The 16,407-nt window shown below is 64.3% G+C and carries 13 protein-coding genes and 1 pseudogene; 4 read left to right on the top strand and 10 right to left on the bottom strand.

The genetic code is table 11. The features are described 5' to 3' along the window. Nucleotides 1–154: 154 nt before the first annotated feature. Nucleotides 155–343: pseudogene (locus tag EMO90_RS12685) on the top strand (energy-coupling factor transporter transmembrane component T); the annotation flags it as partial. A gap of 70 nt (nucleotides 344–413) precedes the next feature. On the opposite strand, the gene EMO90_RS00070 reads toward EMO90_RS12685, so the two are convergent. Both EMO90_RS00070 and EMO90_RS00065 read right to left on the bottom strand, forming a co-directional pair. Beyond that, the gene (locus EMO90_RS00070; protein WP_150353238.1) at nucleotides 414–1,781 is read right to left on the bottom strand and encodes a glycoside hydrolase family 28 protein; all 1,368 of its coding nucleotides are present in this window, start codon (nucleotides 1,779–1,781) and stop codon (nucleotides 414–416) included. Nucleotides 1,782–2,305: 524 nt separating this feature from the next. After that, nucleotides 2,306–4,945 (bottom strand): ATP-dependent Clp protease ATP-binding subunit, encoded by a 2,640-nt coding sequence (locus EMO90_RS00065; protein WP_150353239.1) that lies wholly within the window; start codon nucleotides 4,943–4,945, stop codon nucleotides 2,306–2,308. Between the two features lie 144 nt (nucleotides 4,946–5,089). On the opposite strand from EMO90_RS00065, the gene EMO90_RS00060 reads away from it, so the two are divergent. Then, nucleotides 5,090–6,061, top strand: coding sequence for a universal stress protein (locus EMO90_RS00060; RefSeq protein WP_449495021.1), 972 nt, complete (start codon nucleotides 5,090–5,092; stop codon nucleotides 6,059–6,061). A 112-nt stretch (nucleotides 6,062–6,173) separates the two neighbouring features. Here EMO90_RS00060 and EMO90_RS12680 read toward each other — a convergent pair whose 3' ends face one another. From EMO90_RS12680 to EMO90_RS00035, 5 genes are all read right to left on the bottom strand, one after another. Beyond that, nucleotides 6,174–7,694, bottom strand: coding sequence for a DUF3027 domain-containing protein (locus EMO90_RS12680; protein ID WP_395952585.1), 1,521 nt, complete (start codon nucleotides 7,692–7,694; stop codon nucleotides 6,174–6,176). A 148-nt stretch (nucleotides 7,695–7,842) separates the two neighbouring features. Further along, complete coding sequence (locus EMO90_RS00050) at nucleotides 7,843–8,232, bottom strand: cold-shock protein (RefSeq protein ID WP_150353241.1); 390 nt, start codon at nucleotides 8,230–8,232, stop codon at nucleotides 7,843–7,845. 95 nt (nucleotides 8,233–8,327) lie between these two features. Beyond that, nucleotides 8,328–10,343, bottom strand: coding sequence for a sensor histidine kinase (locus EMO90_RS00045; RefSeq protein ID WP_150353242.1), 2,016 nt, complete (start codon nucleotides 10,341–10,343; stop codon nucleotides 8,328–8,330). Between the two features lie 13 nt (nucleotides 10,344–10,356). After that, nucleotides 10,357–11,091 carry a response regulator transcription factor gene (locus EMO90_RS00040; protein WP_150353243.1) on the bottom strand — a complete coding sequence of 245 codons (735 nt, stop codon included), beginning with the start codon at nucleotides 11,089–11,091 and terminating at the stop codon, nucleotides 10,357–10,359. Continuing rightward, nucleotides 11,075–12,001, bottom strand: a complete 927-nt coding sequence (locus EMO90_RS00035; RefSeq protein ID WP_150353244.1) for an EGFR-like transmembrane domain-containing protein — start codon at nucleotides 11,999–12,001, stop codon at nucleotides 11,075–11,077. Before EMO90_RS00035 ends, EMO90_RS00040 begins: the two co-directional genes overlap by 17 nt. A 76-nt stretch (nucleotides 12,002–12,077) precedes the next feature. Here EMO90_RS00035 and EMO90_RS00030 point away from each other — a divergent pair, with 76 nt between their 5' ends. Continuing rightward, on the top strand, nucleotides 12,078–12,371 hold the full coding sequence (locus EMO90_RS00030) for a WXG100 family type VII secretion target (RefSeq protein ID WP_150353245.1): 294 nt from the start codon (nucleotides 12,078–12,080) through the stop codon (nucleotides 12,369–12,371). A gap of 109 nt (nucleotides 12,372–12,480) precedes the next feature. On the opposite strand, the gene groL is transcribed toward EMO90_RS00030, so the two are convergent. The 3 genes from groL to EMO90_RS00010 all read right to left on the bottom strand — a co-directional run bounded on the left by groL (nucleotide 12,481) and on the right by EMO90_RS00010 (nucleotide 15,370). Next, entirely contained in the window at nucleotides 12,481–14,097 is a 1,617-nt protein-coding gene (gene groL / locus EMO90_RS00025) for a chaperonin GroEL (RefSeq protein ID WP_150353246.1), read from the bottom strand. 295 nt (nucleotides 14,098–14,392) lie between these two features. Next, nucleotides 14,393–14,599 (bottom strand): cold-shock protein, encoded by a 207-nt coding sequence (locus EMO90_RS00015; protein WP_150353248.1) that lies wholly within the window; start codon nucleotides 14,597–14,599, stop codon nucleotides 14,393–14,395. A gap of 111 nt (nucleotides 14,600–14,710) precedes the next feature. Then, a complete protein-coding gene (locus EMO90_RS00010; RefSeq protein ID WP_150353249.1) occupies nucleotides 14,711–15,370 on the bottom strand; it encodes a LytR C-terminal domain-containing protein in 660 nt (219 codons plus the stop codon). Between the two features lie 179 nt (nucleotides 15,371–15,549). On the opposite strand from EMO90_RS00010, the gene EMO90_RS00005 reads away from it, so the two are divergent. Next, nucleotides 15,550–16,266 carry a uracil-DNA glycosylase gene (locus EMO90_RS00005; protein WP_150394979.1) on the top strand — a complete coding sequence of 239 codons (717 nt, stop codon included), beginning with the start codon at nucleotides 15,550–15,552 and terminating at the stop codon, nucleotides 16,264–16,266. Nucleotides 16,267–16,407: the final 141 nt, after the last annotated feature.

The following is a 16,407-nucleotide window of genomic DNA, read 5'->3' as shown; positions in this document are numbered from 1 at the left end:
ACGACCATGGTCAAACGAAAAAGGCCGGCCCCGTGAAGGGACCGGCCTTGCCATCACAACGGGCGATGCTTGCCAGACGTCACTGCGCGGACTGGGAGGCTTCCCCGTCCGCGCACCGTTCTCGGACGCCGCACCTTCGGCGGCATCGGAAGCGCCGGTATTCGCCGGAACGCTGCGCCACGCCGACAACCTGTCCCGCGCACTGGATGCCCGCTGCTACGAAGGCGGATCGGGCCGCACACACTACAGGGTCATGCGCATTGCCGGCCGCGACTGGGTTGCAATGACCTTGGCCGCGGCCTATGTGGCGGCGCTGGTCGCTCTAGGCGTCCTCGCGCACTAGAACGCCGGAGGCCCGGCCCCTGGCCGGCCGCCAGCCAGGGTCACCCAGCCACCAGCCCTGAATACCCCGCCTAGAACGCCACCTCCCGGGCCTTGGTGCAGCCCTCGATGATCACGGGCTCGCGCTCGTCGTCACGCAGAGCCGTGAAGTGCACGCCGCGCAGAGTGAGCCCGTGCACGTTGCGCAGGTCCATGAACGTGGCGCGGCTCCAATCCGGGTAGTAGTTCTCGCTGCTCACGCCGTTCGGATGGACCAGACGATCGAGCACCGGCGGATACTGGTCCATCGGCGGAATGTCGGCCAGCTTCACGCCACCCACGGCCACATAGCGGATGTCGCTCAACGTCACATCCTCGATCGGGTGGCCCTCGGCGGCGTCGAACCGGATGCCGTTGAAGCGCGGTGAGCCCATCACGTCGTCGGTGAAGCGCATGTGGGTGCGGCTCATCTCCTCCTCGTCGTCCACGGCGATCAGTTGCGAGATGCCGATGCGCTCCAGCCTGCCGATGGCGGGCATGTGGTCGAGTTCCACGGAGCTGCCGTAGTCATCCAGTTCGAAGCGGTTGTTGAGCACCACGAAGATGGGACGCGTGACGTTGCGCATGGTGATGTTGGCGATGTTGATGTCGCTGATCGTGCCGCCCTCGGTGCATTCGATCTTGATGCCCTCACGCCACACACTGTGGAACGTGCAGTTGGCGATGGCCACGTTGCGGATGTCGCCGATGGACTTGAGCCCGATGCGCACGCCCGCGCACACGCCGGTGAACGCGCAGTTGGTGACGTGCACGTCCTCCACCGGGTAGTCCTTGGAGCTGGCCTGCAGGCAGAAGTTGTCATCGGTGCCGCGCACATGGCAGTCGGAGACGAAGATGTGCGAGCTGCCATCGAAGTCCAGTCCGTCGCCGTTGTATCGCTTGTCGTTGCGGATGTCCACGCCGTGGATCCAGATGTACGAGCTGTCGAGGAACGCCGTGGTCCATGCCGCGGCGTTGTACAGGCGCAGTCCCTCCACATGCACATTGGAGCAGCGCAGCGTGCGGATCATCATGGGCCGATAGATCGATCCATCATTGGGGAACGCCTCGGCGTTGCCGTCAATGACACCGCGTCCGGTGAGGGTGAAGTTTTCCGCGTCCTCGGCGAAGATGAAGCACCTGTCGAGAGCGGTTTCATTACGGTAGCGGTTGTGATGCACATCTGCCGCATAATCCCCGATGTTCGGGCTCGCCAGCAGCGTGGCGGAGGCGTCAATGTTGAGCGTGACGTTGGACTTCATCCTCAGCGTGCCGGACAGATACGTTCCACCGGCGAGCGTAACCGTTCCGCCGCCTTGGCTCGAGCACTCGTCAATGGCTTTCTGAATCACAGGCCCGTCGTTGGTGACACCATCCGCCACCGCACCCGACAGCACCCTGTTCACGGTTTCGACCGTCATGCGATCATCCTCCTTCGGATTGCGCAACTGCATGCCCCGGTCTCGCACGACCATCGTTATGAAACCGGTTTCTTATTATCCTCAGCTTATCGTCGCACCCGGACCGCATGCCACAAGCTCTCCCCGCACCGACTAGGCGCCGACTAGGTAGCCCGTGGTTTTTGCGTACTTCCGATTTGTGTGGTCGTTTTCAGACCCCGGCCGGATATGAGGAACCCGTAGGCTTCCGTTTTTTGGCGGAATACCAACAGCATCATTCTCACGCCATACACGAAGCCCGCCAAGATCCATACACAAATCGGAAATACCAGAACGAAATCCACCCAATCACCGCCCAGCTCCCCTGCGCAGACGTAGTTTTGTTGGATTTTGTGCGATGTTATACGGATTTGTGAGATATTGCGCCGGATAATCTGATGCATCACCGTTCCAAGCACTATCCCCCCGCGAACCATGCAAAACAAAAAGGCCGGCCCCACAATGGAACCGGCCTTCAGCTGTTGAGATATACGGTCAGCCGCGCATTATGCGGCGGACTGGGCGGCGTCACCGGCGTCGGAGCCGGCATCGCCGTTCGGGTCGGAGGAACCGGCCGGGGAACCGACCAGCGCAGGCTCGGCGCCTTCACCGGCAGATCCCTCACCGTCCGCGGGCTTGGCGTCCGCGGACTCGCCGTCGCCGGCTTCCTCGAACTTCTCACCCTTGAAGGTGAACTCGCCCAGAATGCCCTCGCCCTCGGCGTCCACTACGACCTTCTCGCCGTCCTCGAGCTCGCCCATGAGGATCTTCTCGGAGATGGCGTCCTCGATGTCGCGCTGGATCACGCGGCGCAGCGGACGGGCGCCGAGCAGCGGGTCGAAGCCCTTCTCGGCGAGCAGGTCCTTGGCCTTACCGGTGAGCTCGAGCGACATGTGGCGCTCGAACAGACGCTGGTTGAGCAGGGACACGTCGAGGTCCACGATCTGGCGCACCTGGGGCTCGGTGAGCTGACGGAACACGATGATGTCGTCCAGACGGTTCAGGAACTCGGGGCGGAACTGCTGCTTGAGCTCGGCGCTCACCTGATCCTTCATGCGCTGGTAGCTCGACTCGGTGTTGCTGCCCAGCGAGAAGCCGGTGGTGGCTGACTTGGCGATGTCCTTGGAACCCAAGTTGGTGGTCAGGATGATGATCGTGTTCTTGAAGTCGACCTTGCGGCCCTGGCCGTCGGTGAGATGGCCGTCGTCCAGCACCTGCAGCAGCGTGTTGAAGATGTCCGGATGGGCCTTCTCGATCTCGTCGAACAGGACCACGGAGAACGGCTTGCGGCGCACCTTCTCGGTGAGCTCGCCGCCCTCCTCGTAACCCACGTATCCCGGGGGCGCACCGAAGAGGCGCGACGCCTGGTACTTCTCGGAGAACTCGGACATGTCCACGCGGATCAGGGCATCCTCGTCGTCGAACAGGAACGCGGCGAGAGCCTTGGCCAGCTCGGTCTTGCCCACGCCGGTGGGACCGGCGAAGATGAAGGAGCCGGTGGGGCGCTTCGGATCCTTGAGGCCCACGCGGGCGCGACGGATGGAGCGGGACAGCGCGGCCACGGCCTCGTCCTGGCCGATGATGCGCTTGTGCAGCTCGGCCTCCATACCCATGAGCTTCTTGGACTCGGCCTGGGTGAGCTTGAAGACCGGAATGCCGGTGCTGGAGCTGATCACCTGGGCGATCACGTCCTCGTCCACGACCATCTTCACATCGGACTCGCCCTCGCGCCAGGAGGATTCCTTCTCCTTGCGCTCGGATTCCAGCTTCTCCTGGCTGTCGCGCAGCTGCGCGGCCTTCTCGAAGTCCTGATCCTTGATGGCCTTGTCCTTCTCGTCGGAGATCTTGGCGATCTTCGCGTCGAGGCTCTTGAGCTCCGGCGGCGCGGTGAGGCGCTTGATGCGCAGGCGCGCACCGGCCTCGTCGATCAGGTCGATGGCCTTGTCCGGCAGGTTGCGATCCTGGATGTAGCGCGCCGAAAGCTCGGCGGCCGCCTGCAGGGCGCCGTCCGTGATGGTGACGTGGTGGTGGTTCTCGTAACGCTCGCGCAGACCCTTGAGGATCTCGATGGTCTCCGCAATGCTCGGCTCATGTACTTGAATGGGCTGGAAGCGGCGCTCCAGGGCCGCGTCCTTCTCGATGTACTTGCGGTACTCATCCGTGGTGGTGGCGCCGATGGTCTGGAGCTCGCCACGGGCCAGCATGGGCTTGAGCATGTCGGAGGCGCCCAGTGCGCCATCCGCGGAGCCCGCGCCCACGATGGTGTGGATCTCGTCGATGAACAGGACGATGTCGCCGCGAGTCTTGATCTCCTTGAGGACCTTCTTGAGGCGCTCCTCAAAATCGCCGCGGTAGCGGGAACCGGCCACCATGGAGCCGAGATCCAGCGAATAGACCTGCTTGCCCTTGAGGGTCTCCGGCACGTCGCCGGCGTTGATCTTCTGGGCGAGGCCCTCCACGACGGCGGTCTTGCCGACGCCGGGCTCGCCGATCAGCACCGGGTTGTTCTTGGTGCGGCGGGAGAGCACGACCATCACGCGCTCGATCTCCTCGGAGCGGCCGATGACCGGGTCCAGCTTGCCTGCGGCGGCCTCCGCCGTCAGGTTGCGGCCGAACTGGTCCAGAATGGCGGAACCGGTCTGGTTGGCCTTGTTCTGCACGCCGCCCGCGTTGGCCAGATCGCCCTTGCCGGAATCCGAGCCGGAGCCGGAGTTGCCGCGGATCATGTCGATCGTGGCGGTGCGAAGCTCGCCCAGATCCACGCCCATCTTGATGAGCACCTGCGTGCCCACGCCCTCGCCCTCGCGAATCAGGCCGAGCAGGATGTGCTCTGTACCGATGTAACTGTGGCCGAGCTGCAGCGCCTCCCTGAGGCTCAGCTCAAGCACCTGCTTGGCGTGCGGCGTAAAGGGGATGTGACCGTTGGGAGCGGCGTTGCCTTTGCCGATCATCTCCTCCACCTGCTTGCGGGTGGGATCGAGTTCCACTCCCTTGGAGGCGAGCGCCTTGGCGGCGATGCCCTCGCCCTCACGGATCAGACCGAGCAGCAGATGCTCGGTGCCGATGTAGTTGTGCTGAAGGGAGCGGGCTTCCTCCTGCGCGAGCACGATGACGCGTCGCGCACGGTCGGTAAACCGTTCGAACATGCTTGTCCTTCCTATGAAACTTCTCCATACTCTACCGACTCGCGGTGACGTTTATTCGTTTTGTCCATGTGATTGCGCTCACAGCAAGCAAAAGACCGATATGCTTGGAATCAGGCACTGAAATCGTCTCTTGAAGGAGGAATGATGACGCAGCCCAACATGAACGAAGCCGACATCGTCGTTGGCGTGGATGGTTCGGACGAGTCCTTCGCGGCGCTCAAGTTCGCGCTCAAGGAAGCGGCGATCACCGGTCAGAAGGTGAACGCAGTGTTTGGATGGACGCACTCGTGGGATATGGGCGCCGAGCCCAATGACGACGAATCATGGAACCGCGTGCGCCACGAGATCGCGGACACGCTGCGCGGATGGGTCGCCAAGGCGTCCGATGGCATCGATTTCGATCTGGAGAATCTGGAGCTGACCTCGGTCAAGGCCACCGGCACCTCGGCGCTGCTGCAGATCGGCGCCAACTCGCAGCAGATCGTGGTGGGGCGCCGTTCCCTGGGCCGTGTGGCTCGTTGGTTCATGGGCTCGCTGTCGGCCTCGCTCGCCGAGGAATCGCAGCGGCCGGTGACCGTGGTGAGGATTCTGGACGACGATACGCAAAGCGTGCAGGACAGCATCGCCAACGCGCTCACACCGGCCGGCACCACCGTCCGTTACGAGCAGCCCAAGCAGTACGAGGCGCTGGATCACCGTCCCGTGGTGGTGGGCGTGGACGGTTCGGAGACCAGCGCGCATGCGCTCAGGTTCGCGATCCGCGAAGCGGCCATCCACAACCGCCCTCTGCATGTGATGTTCTGCTGGCAGCTCAAGGATCTGGGCACCATCGCGGGCTATGAGAACGCGATCGCGCCCATCGAGGCCGGGCAGAAGCGCGCCGAGGAGATCGTCAACGCCATGGTGGCCAAGGAGACCATTCCCGACGGCGTGACGTCCGTGGAGGCACATGCCTTCCACATTCCGGCCTCCAAGGGCCTGATCAGCGCGTCCCGCTACGCCAGCTGGCTGGTGGTCGGCTCGCGCGGCCTGTCCGGACTGGATGCGCACTTCCTCGGCTCGGTCTCCAAGCAGATCGTCAACTTCGCCGAATGCACGGTCACCGTGGTTCACTGACGGCTGCGGCATGATGCAGTGAGGCCCCTTCCGGTTCGCAACCGGAAGGGGCCTCACCTATGTTTCACCCATCAATGGAAGGTTTACCGCAGACGGTTACCTCGGACGGCCGTTACGCCTCATCGGACTCGTCGTCATCGGCGTCCTCAGACTCGTCATCAGCATCATCTGACCCGTCGTCGTCCGAATCGTCGCTTTCCGGGTCCTCGCCGCTCAGATCGACGGTGGCGACCACCTCGGGACCATCCTCGGATGCCTCATCGTCAACGTCATCATCCGGGTCGGCGGCATGCTCGGCGATGTCCTCGTCCGTGGCATCGTCATCGGGAACGGTCTGCGCCTCGATATCCGCCTCGGTGGCCACGTCATCGGCATCATCCTCGTCGGATTCGTTGCCGGTTTCGTCGTCGGCCACTTCCTCGGCCTCCCCGGCATCGACGGGAACATCATCATCGTCCACAGCCGATTCGTCCGAGGCGAAACGGGACTCCTCGTCCGCATCGGCCGGCCCCTCCCCCGCGCTTGCGGATTCGTCGGCGATCCCGTCCGCGTTTTCGAGACCATCGATTCCGGATTCCTCGTCCGACGCGTCGTCATCCTCGCCGGACAGACGATTGCCCACGCCCATGCGCTCGAGCAGCTCGACCTCGGCATGCTCGTCACGCGGGCGCTGGGCCACGATGTCGATGTGCAGGTCGTCGAAGGCGGGCTTCGACTGCACCCACAGACGGCTCGGCTGGGGCGGATCGATCTCGGAATGCTCGCCGCAGCCGTGGTCCAGGGACACCACTCGGCCGTCGTCCGGGCTCCACTTGTTGGCGCACACGCCGAACATGCGGTTCAGATCGCCCTGAAGCGGGATGAAAAAGCCGCAGGATTCACAGGTGGATCCGCCGGCCGTCTTGGTGGACAGCGCCTTGGGCCCATGCGGCCCGTCGTACCAGCGCTTCGCAGCCTGCGCTCGCCCCAGCGGGCTGAGTACATGGCGGCGGGAAAGCTCGAACTCGTCGATGGCCTCTGCCACATCCAGCGCGGAGGACTGCGCCGCAGACGGCTCGGATTGCGCCGAGTCGGCCGACTGCGCATCGTTCGCCGCGACACCGTCCGATGAAGCGTCATTCGTTGGAGCGCCATTCGTTGGAGCATCGGATCCATCGGATTCTTCGGCACGATCCGGCTGCTCGGTCTGATCGGTTTTGTCCGCCCCATCGGCCGGTTCGGATTCGGCATTCGGCTCATCGCCCTCGCCCTCCTCGGAGTGGGAGGACTGCTCGGCCGCGCGATCCTGCGCCTCCACCGCATCGACCACGGCCTGCAGCTGTGACTCGTCCAGACCCTCCTCAAGACGCGGGTCGTCCGGATCGGTGCCGATCGAATCAGTCACCGAAAGGTCCGTGGGCAGCAGACGGTCCTTCCATGGAATCCACTTCGGGGGCAGCAGAGCCTGTTCCGTGGGCAGCAGCGAGGACTCGTTCACCGTCCAATGGTCCAGCTCCGCATCGTGGTACAGCGTGACCGACCACTGCCATCCCTCGTATCCGGGGATATGCGCCTCAAATCGGAAGTCGGTGACCCCGTCCTCCAGCGCCTGGCTGGTGACGAAATCGCCCACCTCCGAGTGGTCGTCGGCCATGTCGAGGGCGACCGCCCTCGCAAGCGCCTTCGGTTCATCGAGTGTCGTGTCCGGCATCAACCCACCTTCGTCATCAAGTTTCGTCATCGTATCCGCGTTGTCCTGTTGCCGGGGTCCGCGTCAAACCGCAAAACCGTCCGGTATCCGTTCAGTCCTGCACGTCGAAGTTGTCCGCCACGGCCCTCAACAGCGTGGCGAGCTTCTTGGACTCGGACTGCGAGGGGTACCGGTGGCGGCGCAGCGTATTGCCCGCGGAGTCGAGGAGCTTGATGAGATCCTCGCAGATCGCGGCCATGTCGTCCGGCTTGGGACGGGTGGCCTTGACCAGGGAGGGCGCCGAGGCGACAAGCGTCAGATCCATCGCCTGCGGGCCCTTGCGTCCCGCGATGACGGAGAATTCCACCTTGGCGCCCTTGCGCAGCGTGGTGACGCCGTCAGGCAACGCCGTAGCGGGCAGGAACACATCCTCCCCCTCATCGGTGGCGATAAAACCGTACCCCTTGTTGGCATCAAACCAACGAATACGACCGCTGGGCATCTTCAACCTCACTCATAACCTGTGCAGACACCTGTCTGCGCCTTCATTAAACCAAGGTATCAGTATACCTCAACGCCTCTGACAGGCGCGGTGCGTTATGACAGCGGCGTAATCGGGGCCGACGTGTCACCGCCCGGCCCGGCTTGGCGGGGCTGCGCGGTCCGATTCGCGGACGAAGCCGCCGAAGCCGCCGGAGCCGGGACCACCTCCCCCTGCGCGGGGGCCTGCGGCTGCTGGGCCGCCGCCTTCTTGCCCAGCGACCAGCCGGATTTCTTGGTCTTCATGGGCTGCGTGCGGTCGGCCGGGGGTTCGCTCACCGTGCCGAGCGGCAGCACGATCGTGAATGTGAGACCGCCGCCGGGCGTTTCGGTGGCGCAGATCAGACCCTTGTGCGCCTTGGTCACCGATTGGGCGATGGACAGGCCCAAACCGGTGCCGCCCTTCTCGCGGGCGCGGGACGGATCGGCGGTGTAGAAGCGTTCGAAGACCTGCGACCGCTTGTCCGCCGGGACGCCGGGACCATGGTCCACAACCTGCACGACGGCGTAGTCATGGCCCGTCTGCGTGCCCTGGGCCACCTGCACGGCCTCGATGAACCGGCTGAGCGAAGCGTCGGTGGACGGCATTCGGCCGAGCGTGTTCGGCGTGATGGACGCGGTGAGCGTGCCCATCGCCACCTGCACGGCCGAATCGCCCGGCGTGTACCGGTGGACGTTGCCGATGATGTTGGTGATCACCTGACGCAGCCTAGAGGTGTCGCCTGTCAGATGGATGTCCGGCAGATTGCCGGCCGTGAAGGCCAGGCACGGCACCTTGCGGGCGTTCTCAGGGGCGCCCTGCGGCAGCACCGCGGACAGCGTGACTCTGCCGGTGCCGATGACGCGGTCGGGGTCAAGGGCATGCAGATCCTCGGTGGCGTCGGACACGATGGATGTGAGGTTCACCTGCTGGGTGAGGTCGATGCCGCGGCCCTCGTCGAGTCTGGCGAGGGAGAGGAGATCCTCCACAAGCACGGTCATGCGCGTGCTGGACTTCTCGATGTGTCCGATCGCCTCGTCGGCGCGTTCCAGAGCGCCCGGATATTCGCGCTGCATTTTGTACAGCTCCGCGTACCCGTGGATGGCGGCGAGCGGCGTGCGCAGCTCGTGACTCGCGTCGGACACGAAGCGCTTCATCTTCTCGGTGGTCGCCTCCTGCTCGTGGAAGCTCGACTCGATCCGGTAGAGCATGGCATTGAGCGATGCGGACAGCGATCCCACCTCGGTGTTCTCCGGCATGGCCGGCACGCGCTGGCTCAGGTCGCCGGCGGCGATCTTGGCCGCCGTCTTCTCGATGCGCTTGAGGGGCTTGAGCGTGTGGCTCACCACCAGCGAGCCGATGCTCACGCCGAGCACCACGATCGCCACGCCCACCATAAGGCAGTATTCGGTGATGGTCTGCACGGTGGACATCTGGTCGCCCATGGACAGGCCGATGTACAGCACGCCGTACTGTCCATTGGTATCGTCCACCCATCGCAGGGCGGCCACGCGCCAGGAGGCGTTCGCGTTGGCGATGACCTCGCGCTGCTCGTTGGTGAGCTTGTCCGAGCTCACCGAGCGCAGGGAATCGGGCAGCTCCACATAGGCGGGCGTGGTGAAGACCGTGCCAAGCGACACGTTGCCGGATGATCCGGACACCGGAAGCAGGGGCGTTGAGACGATGTCGTACTTGAGCTTGGGGATGGACGTGGCGGCGGCCATGTTGCCCGAAGCGTCGCGCAGGATCTTGATCTCGTTGTTCGAATCGCGGATCTGGATGAAGTAGTTGGTCATGCCCAACGAGTTGGTGGGATCCTGCTGGCTGAACTTGTCGATGTTGTTGACGACCATCTGGGCCTGGCTCTGCAGCTGGTTGTCCAGGCGGTCGATGAGATAGCCGCTGACCATCTGCCGGATCGCGAAGGTGATCGTGCCGGTCCCCGTGAACAGGAGCACGAAGATGATCACCACGAGCTTGGTGCTCAGCGGCACCTTCTCGAACAACATGCGGGGCGCTCGCTCAGCCGACGCCGGCGCCTGCGCGTTCGCCGGGGCGGAGGCGGGCGCCGCCGTGCCGTTGGGCTTTGTCATGGCCGGACGCCCCTTACGCTTCCTTCGGTTCGCGGATCATGTAGCCGATGCCGCGCTTGGTCTGGATCAAGGGAGCGACCTTGTGCTTGGAGCCGTCGGCCTCGGTCACCTCCACGCCATCCACCTTCTTGCGCAGATAGGAGATGTACGACTCGACGATAGCCGCGTCGCCGCCCCAATCGTACTGCCAGACGTGATCGAGGATCTGCGCCTTGGAGAGCACGCGGCCCTCGTTGTCCATGAGGTAGCGCAGGAGCTTGTATTCGGTGGGGCTCAGATCCACCGGCTGGCCGGCGCGGGTGACGTCGTGGGAATCCTCATTGATCTCCAGATCGGCGACGCGGATGATCGGATCGTCCTCCACCTGCTCGCGGGTGCGGCGCAGGATCGCGCGGATGCGGGCCACGACCTCCTCGAGGCTGAACGGCTTGGTGACGTAGTCGTCGCCGCCGACCGTCAGGCCCATGACCTTGTCCTGCGTGTCGTCGCGCGCGGTGAGGAACAGGACCGGGGAATCGATCCCCTCCTGGCGGATGCGGCGGGTGACGGTGAAGCCGTCGATATCCGGCAGCATCACGTCGAGGACCACCAGATCCGGCTGCGTCTTCTCGATCACCTCAATGGCCTCGGAACCGGACGCGGCCGTGGCCACCTCGAAGCCCGCGAAATGCAGGGATGCGACGAGCAATTCCCGGATGGAGGGCTCGTCATCGACAACAACGATCTTTGCTTCAATTGGTTTGCTCATGGTTTCCAGATTGGACCTCTTCACTGGAGGTTTCCTGAATGTCGTCTGAAGTATCCGTGGACTTTTCCGACCGTTCGGGCGAGGCCCCTCCCCTGGTCCTCTTGCGCCTCGGAGTGCTCTTGCCCCTGCTCCTGCGCTGGCTGCGCGAAACGCCGAGCGTGTTCCTGCGTCCGCCGGAGTGACGCGCCTTGCGCCGGCGGCGGATGAGGAAGAACGCGACGGAGACGATCACCACCAGTCCCAACGCGATGCCGAACACGGCTATGCCAATGCCCGTCGCCGCGGTTGACGTGGACGACTCCTTGATGCGCGCGATGGCGTCCATCATCGCCTTGGCGGACCCGGGCCAATCCGGATTGGAGCCGTCCGAGACGATCGGTCCCAAAGCGGCCTGCGACAACTCGTCGACGGTGGACTGCTTGCGCAGCCACTCCTCGGAGTTGGCGGAGACGGCCACCACAAGATTGCCGTCCTGCGTGGCGACGGCCAGCATCACGGTATTGGCCGCCGGATCGGACGATTCGAGCGTCTGGCTGGCCCACTCCTCCGGGTCGACGCCCTGCCGGAAGCTCGGCAGATACAGCAGTTTGACGCTCACGCCGGTCCGGTCCTTGGTGGCGTTGATCGCATCGGTGACGTCGGTCAGATTGCCGCCGAGCAAGTTCTCCGTGTCGGTGATCGAGTCGGTGACGGTGATCTGAGCGTCGCCGGAGCCGTCGGTCCCGTCATCCGCCCATGCAGGGGCGAATGGGACGAGCGCGACGACCAGCGTCAGCAACAGGCACATCAGCACGGAGCACAGATATCCACATGTGGACGGATTCGTGCGGCGACACGCCGAAAGTGCGGCAAGGGGGGCACGTTCGACCACATGGGCCGTTTTCACCGGGGTGAGATCGCGATTTGTCATAGTCTCCACCTTAGCGGCCGTCCGGACCGTCGCCATAAACCAATCCGCAAACAATCCCCACAACGAAAGGAAACCCATGCCCCAGTACGCAGTCGATTCCGAACAGATTCAATCCTCCGCCGCCGCGGTCTCCGGGTCCATCTCGCAGATCCGCAACGCGGTGAGCGGCATGTACGCCAACCTCAACGCCCTGCAGGGCGTCTGGCAGGGCGGCGCCGCCACGCAGTTCAACGCCGTCTCCCAGCAGTGGCACGCTGCCCAGCAGCAGATGGAGCAGTCTCTCGAGGCCATCCAGAACGCGCTGTCGCAGGCGTCCCTGCTCTACTCCGACGCCGAGGCCCAGGCCTCCCGCCTCTTCACGGCCGGCTGATCCGCACTCGGCATATAAATCCAAATGCATGAGGGCCGCCATCGGGTATTCCGATGGCGGCCCTCAACTATGACCTATCTAGTCGGCCGGGCTATGCGATCGCGCTGGATCAGTAGCCCATGTCGGCGCCGGCGGCCGGGGCGGCCGTCTTCGGCTCCGGCTTGTTGGCGACCACGGCTTCGGTGGTCAGGAACAGGCCGGCGATGGAGGCCGCGTTCTGCAGGGCGGAACGGGTCACCTTGACCGGGTCGGTGACACCGGCGGCCAGCAGGTCCTCGTAGGTGTTGGTCGCGGCGTTCAGACCCTCGCCGTCCGGCAGGGAGCGAACCTTGTCGATGACCACATCACCGGACAGGCCGGCGTTCTCGGCGATCTGCTTGATCGGGGCCTCGATGGCGCGGAACACGATGGCGGCGCCGGTGGCCTCGTCATCGGTCAGGTTGACATCCTTCTGGGCCTTGGCAGCAGCCTGGACCAGAGCGACGCCACCGCCGGGCAGCAGGCCCTCCTCGATGGCGGCCTTGGCGTTGCGCACGGCGTCCTCGATGCGGTGCTTGCGCTCCTTGGCCTCCACCTCGGTGGCGGCGCCGACCTTGATCACCGCAACGCCGCCGGCCAGCTTGGCAAGACGCTCCTGCAGCTTCTCGCGGTCGTAGTCGGAGTCGGTATGCTCGATCTCGGCGCGGATCTGGGCCACGCGGGCGTCGATGTCCTCCTTGGAGCCGGCGCCCTGAACGATGGTGGTCTCGTCCTTGGAAACGATGACCTTCTTGGCGTGGCCGAGCACGGACACGTCAATGGAGTCGAGCTTGAGGCCCAGCTCGTCGGACACCACCTGGGCGCCGGTGAGGATGGCCATATCCTGCAGCATGGCCTTGCGGCGGTCGCCGAAGCCCGGAGCCTTGACGGCGCAGGACTTGAAGGTGCCGCGGATGTTGTTGAGGATCAGGGTCGGCAGCGCCTCGCCGTCGACGTCCTCGGCGATGATCAGCAGCGGCTTGCCGGTCTTCATGACCAGCTCGGCGATGTGGACCACGTCCTGCTGGCTGGAGACCTTGCCGGAAGTCAGGAGGATGTACGGATCCTCGAGCACGGCGGTCTGGTCGTCCTGGTTGGTGACGAAGTACGGGGCGATATAGCCCTTGTCGAAGCGCATGCCCTCGGTGAATTCAAGGTCCAGGCCGAAGCGGTTGTTGTCCTCGACGGTCACGACGCCGTCCTGGCCGACCTTGTCCAGGGCCTCGGCGATCTTCTCGCCGACTTCCGGATCCGCGGCGGAGATGGTGGCGGTCGCGGCGATCTGATCCTTGGTCTCAACGTCCTTGGCGGCGGCGATGAGCTCCTTGACGATGGCCTCGGAGGCCTTCTCGATGCCGCGGCGCAGCGCGATCGGGTTGGAGCCGGCGGTCACGTTCTTCAGGCCCTCGTGGACCAGAGCCTGGGCCAGCACGGTGGCGGTGGTGGTGCCGTCGCCGGCGACGTCGTCGGTCTTCTTGGCGACTTCCTTGACCAGCTCGGCACCGATGCGCTCGTACGGATCCTCAAGGTCGATTTCCTTGGCGATGGACACGCCATCGTTGGTGATGGTCGGGGCGCCGTAGGTCTTGTCCAGCACGACGTTGCGGCCCTTCGGGCCCAGCGTGACCTTGACGGTGTCGGCGAGCTTGTCCAGACCCGCGAGCATTCCCTGGCGAGCTTCCTCGTCGTATGCAATGATCTTTGCCATCTGTGTTCCTCCAACATGGCTGTTGAAAATGTGGTTCCACGTCAAGATGCGCGGGCGACGCCGCCGGCCGTCAGCTGCCGTGCGTTATCACTCTCGCACCTCGAGTGCTAACTCGGAGATTAGCACTCTCCCCCGTCGAGTGCCAACATCGTATCCGCGAATACGCCCATAGCCAACAATCACGCCATGCGCTAATCGGCGGAATACCGGCCAAGACCAAATGAAAAAAGGCTCCCGAGGGAGCCTTTCGTCTCATTGCCCAGAACGGCGTTCCGGGCGTTTTCCACCCCGCCGCTCAGGCGAGCTTGACGACCTTGGTCGCCTGCATGCCCTTCGGGCCATGCTCCGCCTCGTAGCGGACGCGATCGCCGTCGTTGAGGGTGCGGAATCCCTCGGACTGGATGGCGGAGTAATGGACAAACACATCGTCCCCGCCTTCATCCGGCGTGATGAATCCGTATCCCCTCGAAGAGTTGAAGAACTTGACCGTTCCCTGTGCCATATCGACTTCCTTCGCGCCGAATCTCAACCACGGATGCAACCAACACGCACCCGCACCCCTTCGGTGCCGGGTCCATTGTAGATGCGCGGTCGGGGAAACACCGAAGGAGGTTCACTTCATGAGCACGGCCACGATGGGGGAGGAAGCGGACTTGAGCTGCACCACGTTGTCGATGCCGAGCGTCTTGGCGACGTCCTCGGCGGTGGCCTTGTCCGCCTCGTTCTGGTACCAGACCGTGGAGCTGTCCGGCAGGCTGGCCTTGTTCTTCGGGTTGCCTGGGGTGGCGTTGTCGTATCCGGCCTTCTTGAGCTTGGTCACGTTCTGGGCCGCATAGCCCGACTTGCCCACGCCGTTGATCACCAGGATCTCGCTGGACTTGTTGACCGTCGAGGTGGCCGAAGCCGTCGGGGAGGCGGAAGACTCAGATGCCGTGGCCGACGGGGTCGCGGAGGTGGACGGCGACTGGGAGGCCGAGGTGGACGGGGATGCGGACTCGGAGGTCGAGGCCGGGGCGGTCGCGGTGGCCGATGCGGTCTGCGTGGGCGAGGACGCGACGGCCGACGTGGTCTGGGAGGCGACCGGCGTGGTCGAATCCATGCCGAAGAACCCGGCGGTCACGCCCCACACGACCAGACCGCACAGCGCGGCCACGACCAGCACCACCAGATAGGGCGCCATGCGCGCGCCCACCGAACGGGGTCCGCGATGCACGCCCACCGGGCCTGCGGGCGGGTTGTCGAATTCATCAGGCGTGTACGACTGTTGGGACATTGCTCTCCTCCAATTCACGACTATCCGCCAGTCTACCGGCTTTCCGCCCCGTCACGCGCCCTCCGCCGCCGATTTCACGAATGCGCCCCGAAATTCCACGGTGCGCGAACCCGGTGCGTGAACCCTTCGCGCAGGCCCGGAGGGCCGTCCGGTTCGCACGCCGGGATACAGTGGACGCCATGATCAAACCCCTGAGCGAACTCGTCGATCCCGGTTGGGCCAAGGCGCTGGCCGGCGTGGAGCCGGACATCCACCGCATGGGCGATTTCCTGCGCGCCGAGATCCACGCGGGCCGCCCCTATCTGCCGGCGAGCCATAACATTCTGCGCGCGTTCACCATTCCGTTCGATTCGATCAAGGTGCTCATCGTGGGACAGGACCCCTACCCCACGCCCGGCCACCCCGTCGGGCTGAGCTTCTGCGTGGCCCCGGACGTGCGCCCGCTGCCCAAAAGCCTGATCAACATCTACAGGGAACTCACCGACGATTTGGGCGTCCCCATGCCGCCGAACGGCGACCTGACCCCATGGACCGAGCGCGGCGTGATGCTGCTCAACAGATGCCTGACCGTGGGCGTGGGACGGCCCAACAGCCATGCGGGCAAGGGATGGGAGGCCGTCACGGAAGAGGCGATCCGCCAGCTCAACGCGCGCGTGGACGGCAACGGCGACCCCAAGCCGCTGGTGGCGATCCTGTGGGGACGAAACGCCCAGAGCCTCAAGCCCCTGCTCACCCATGCGGCGATCATCGAATCCCCGCATCCAAGCCCCCTGTCCGCCAGCCGCGGGTTCTTCGGCTCACGTCCGTTCTCCCGCGCCAACCAGGCCCTCGAGTCCATGGGCGCCGCACCCGTGGCTGTCTCTTATACACATATGACGCTGCCGACGAAGGCTTAGTCGTACACCCATATGAACGCTGCATTCTACTAAAAAGCAAACTAACCATTGAATGCATGTTATCACAGAAGACTAACATTGCATAAAACACATATAAATTCACATCAGACTTCGATCTTTCTTAGCCATATTTCGCTTCGT

This window comes from Bifidobacterium vespertilionis, from assembly GCF_008698145.1.
Classification (GTDB): Bacteria; Actinomycetota; Actinomycetes; order Actinomycetales; family Bifidobacteriaceae; genus Bifidobacterium; species Bifidobacterium vespertilionis.
Note: the sequence above shows the minus strand (reverse complement) of the source record. Positions and strands in the feature narration are given on the sequence as shown.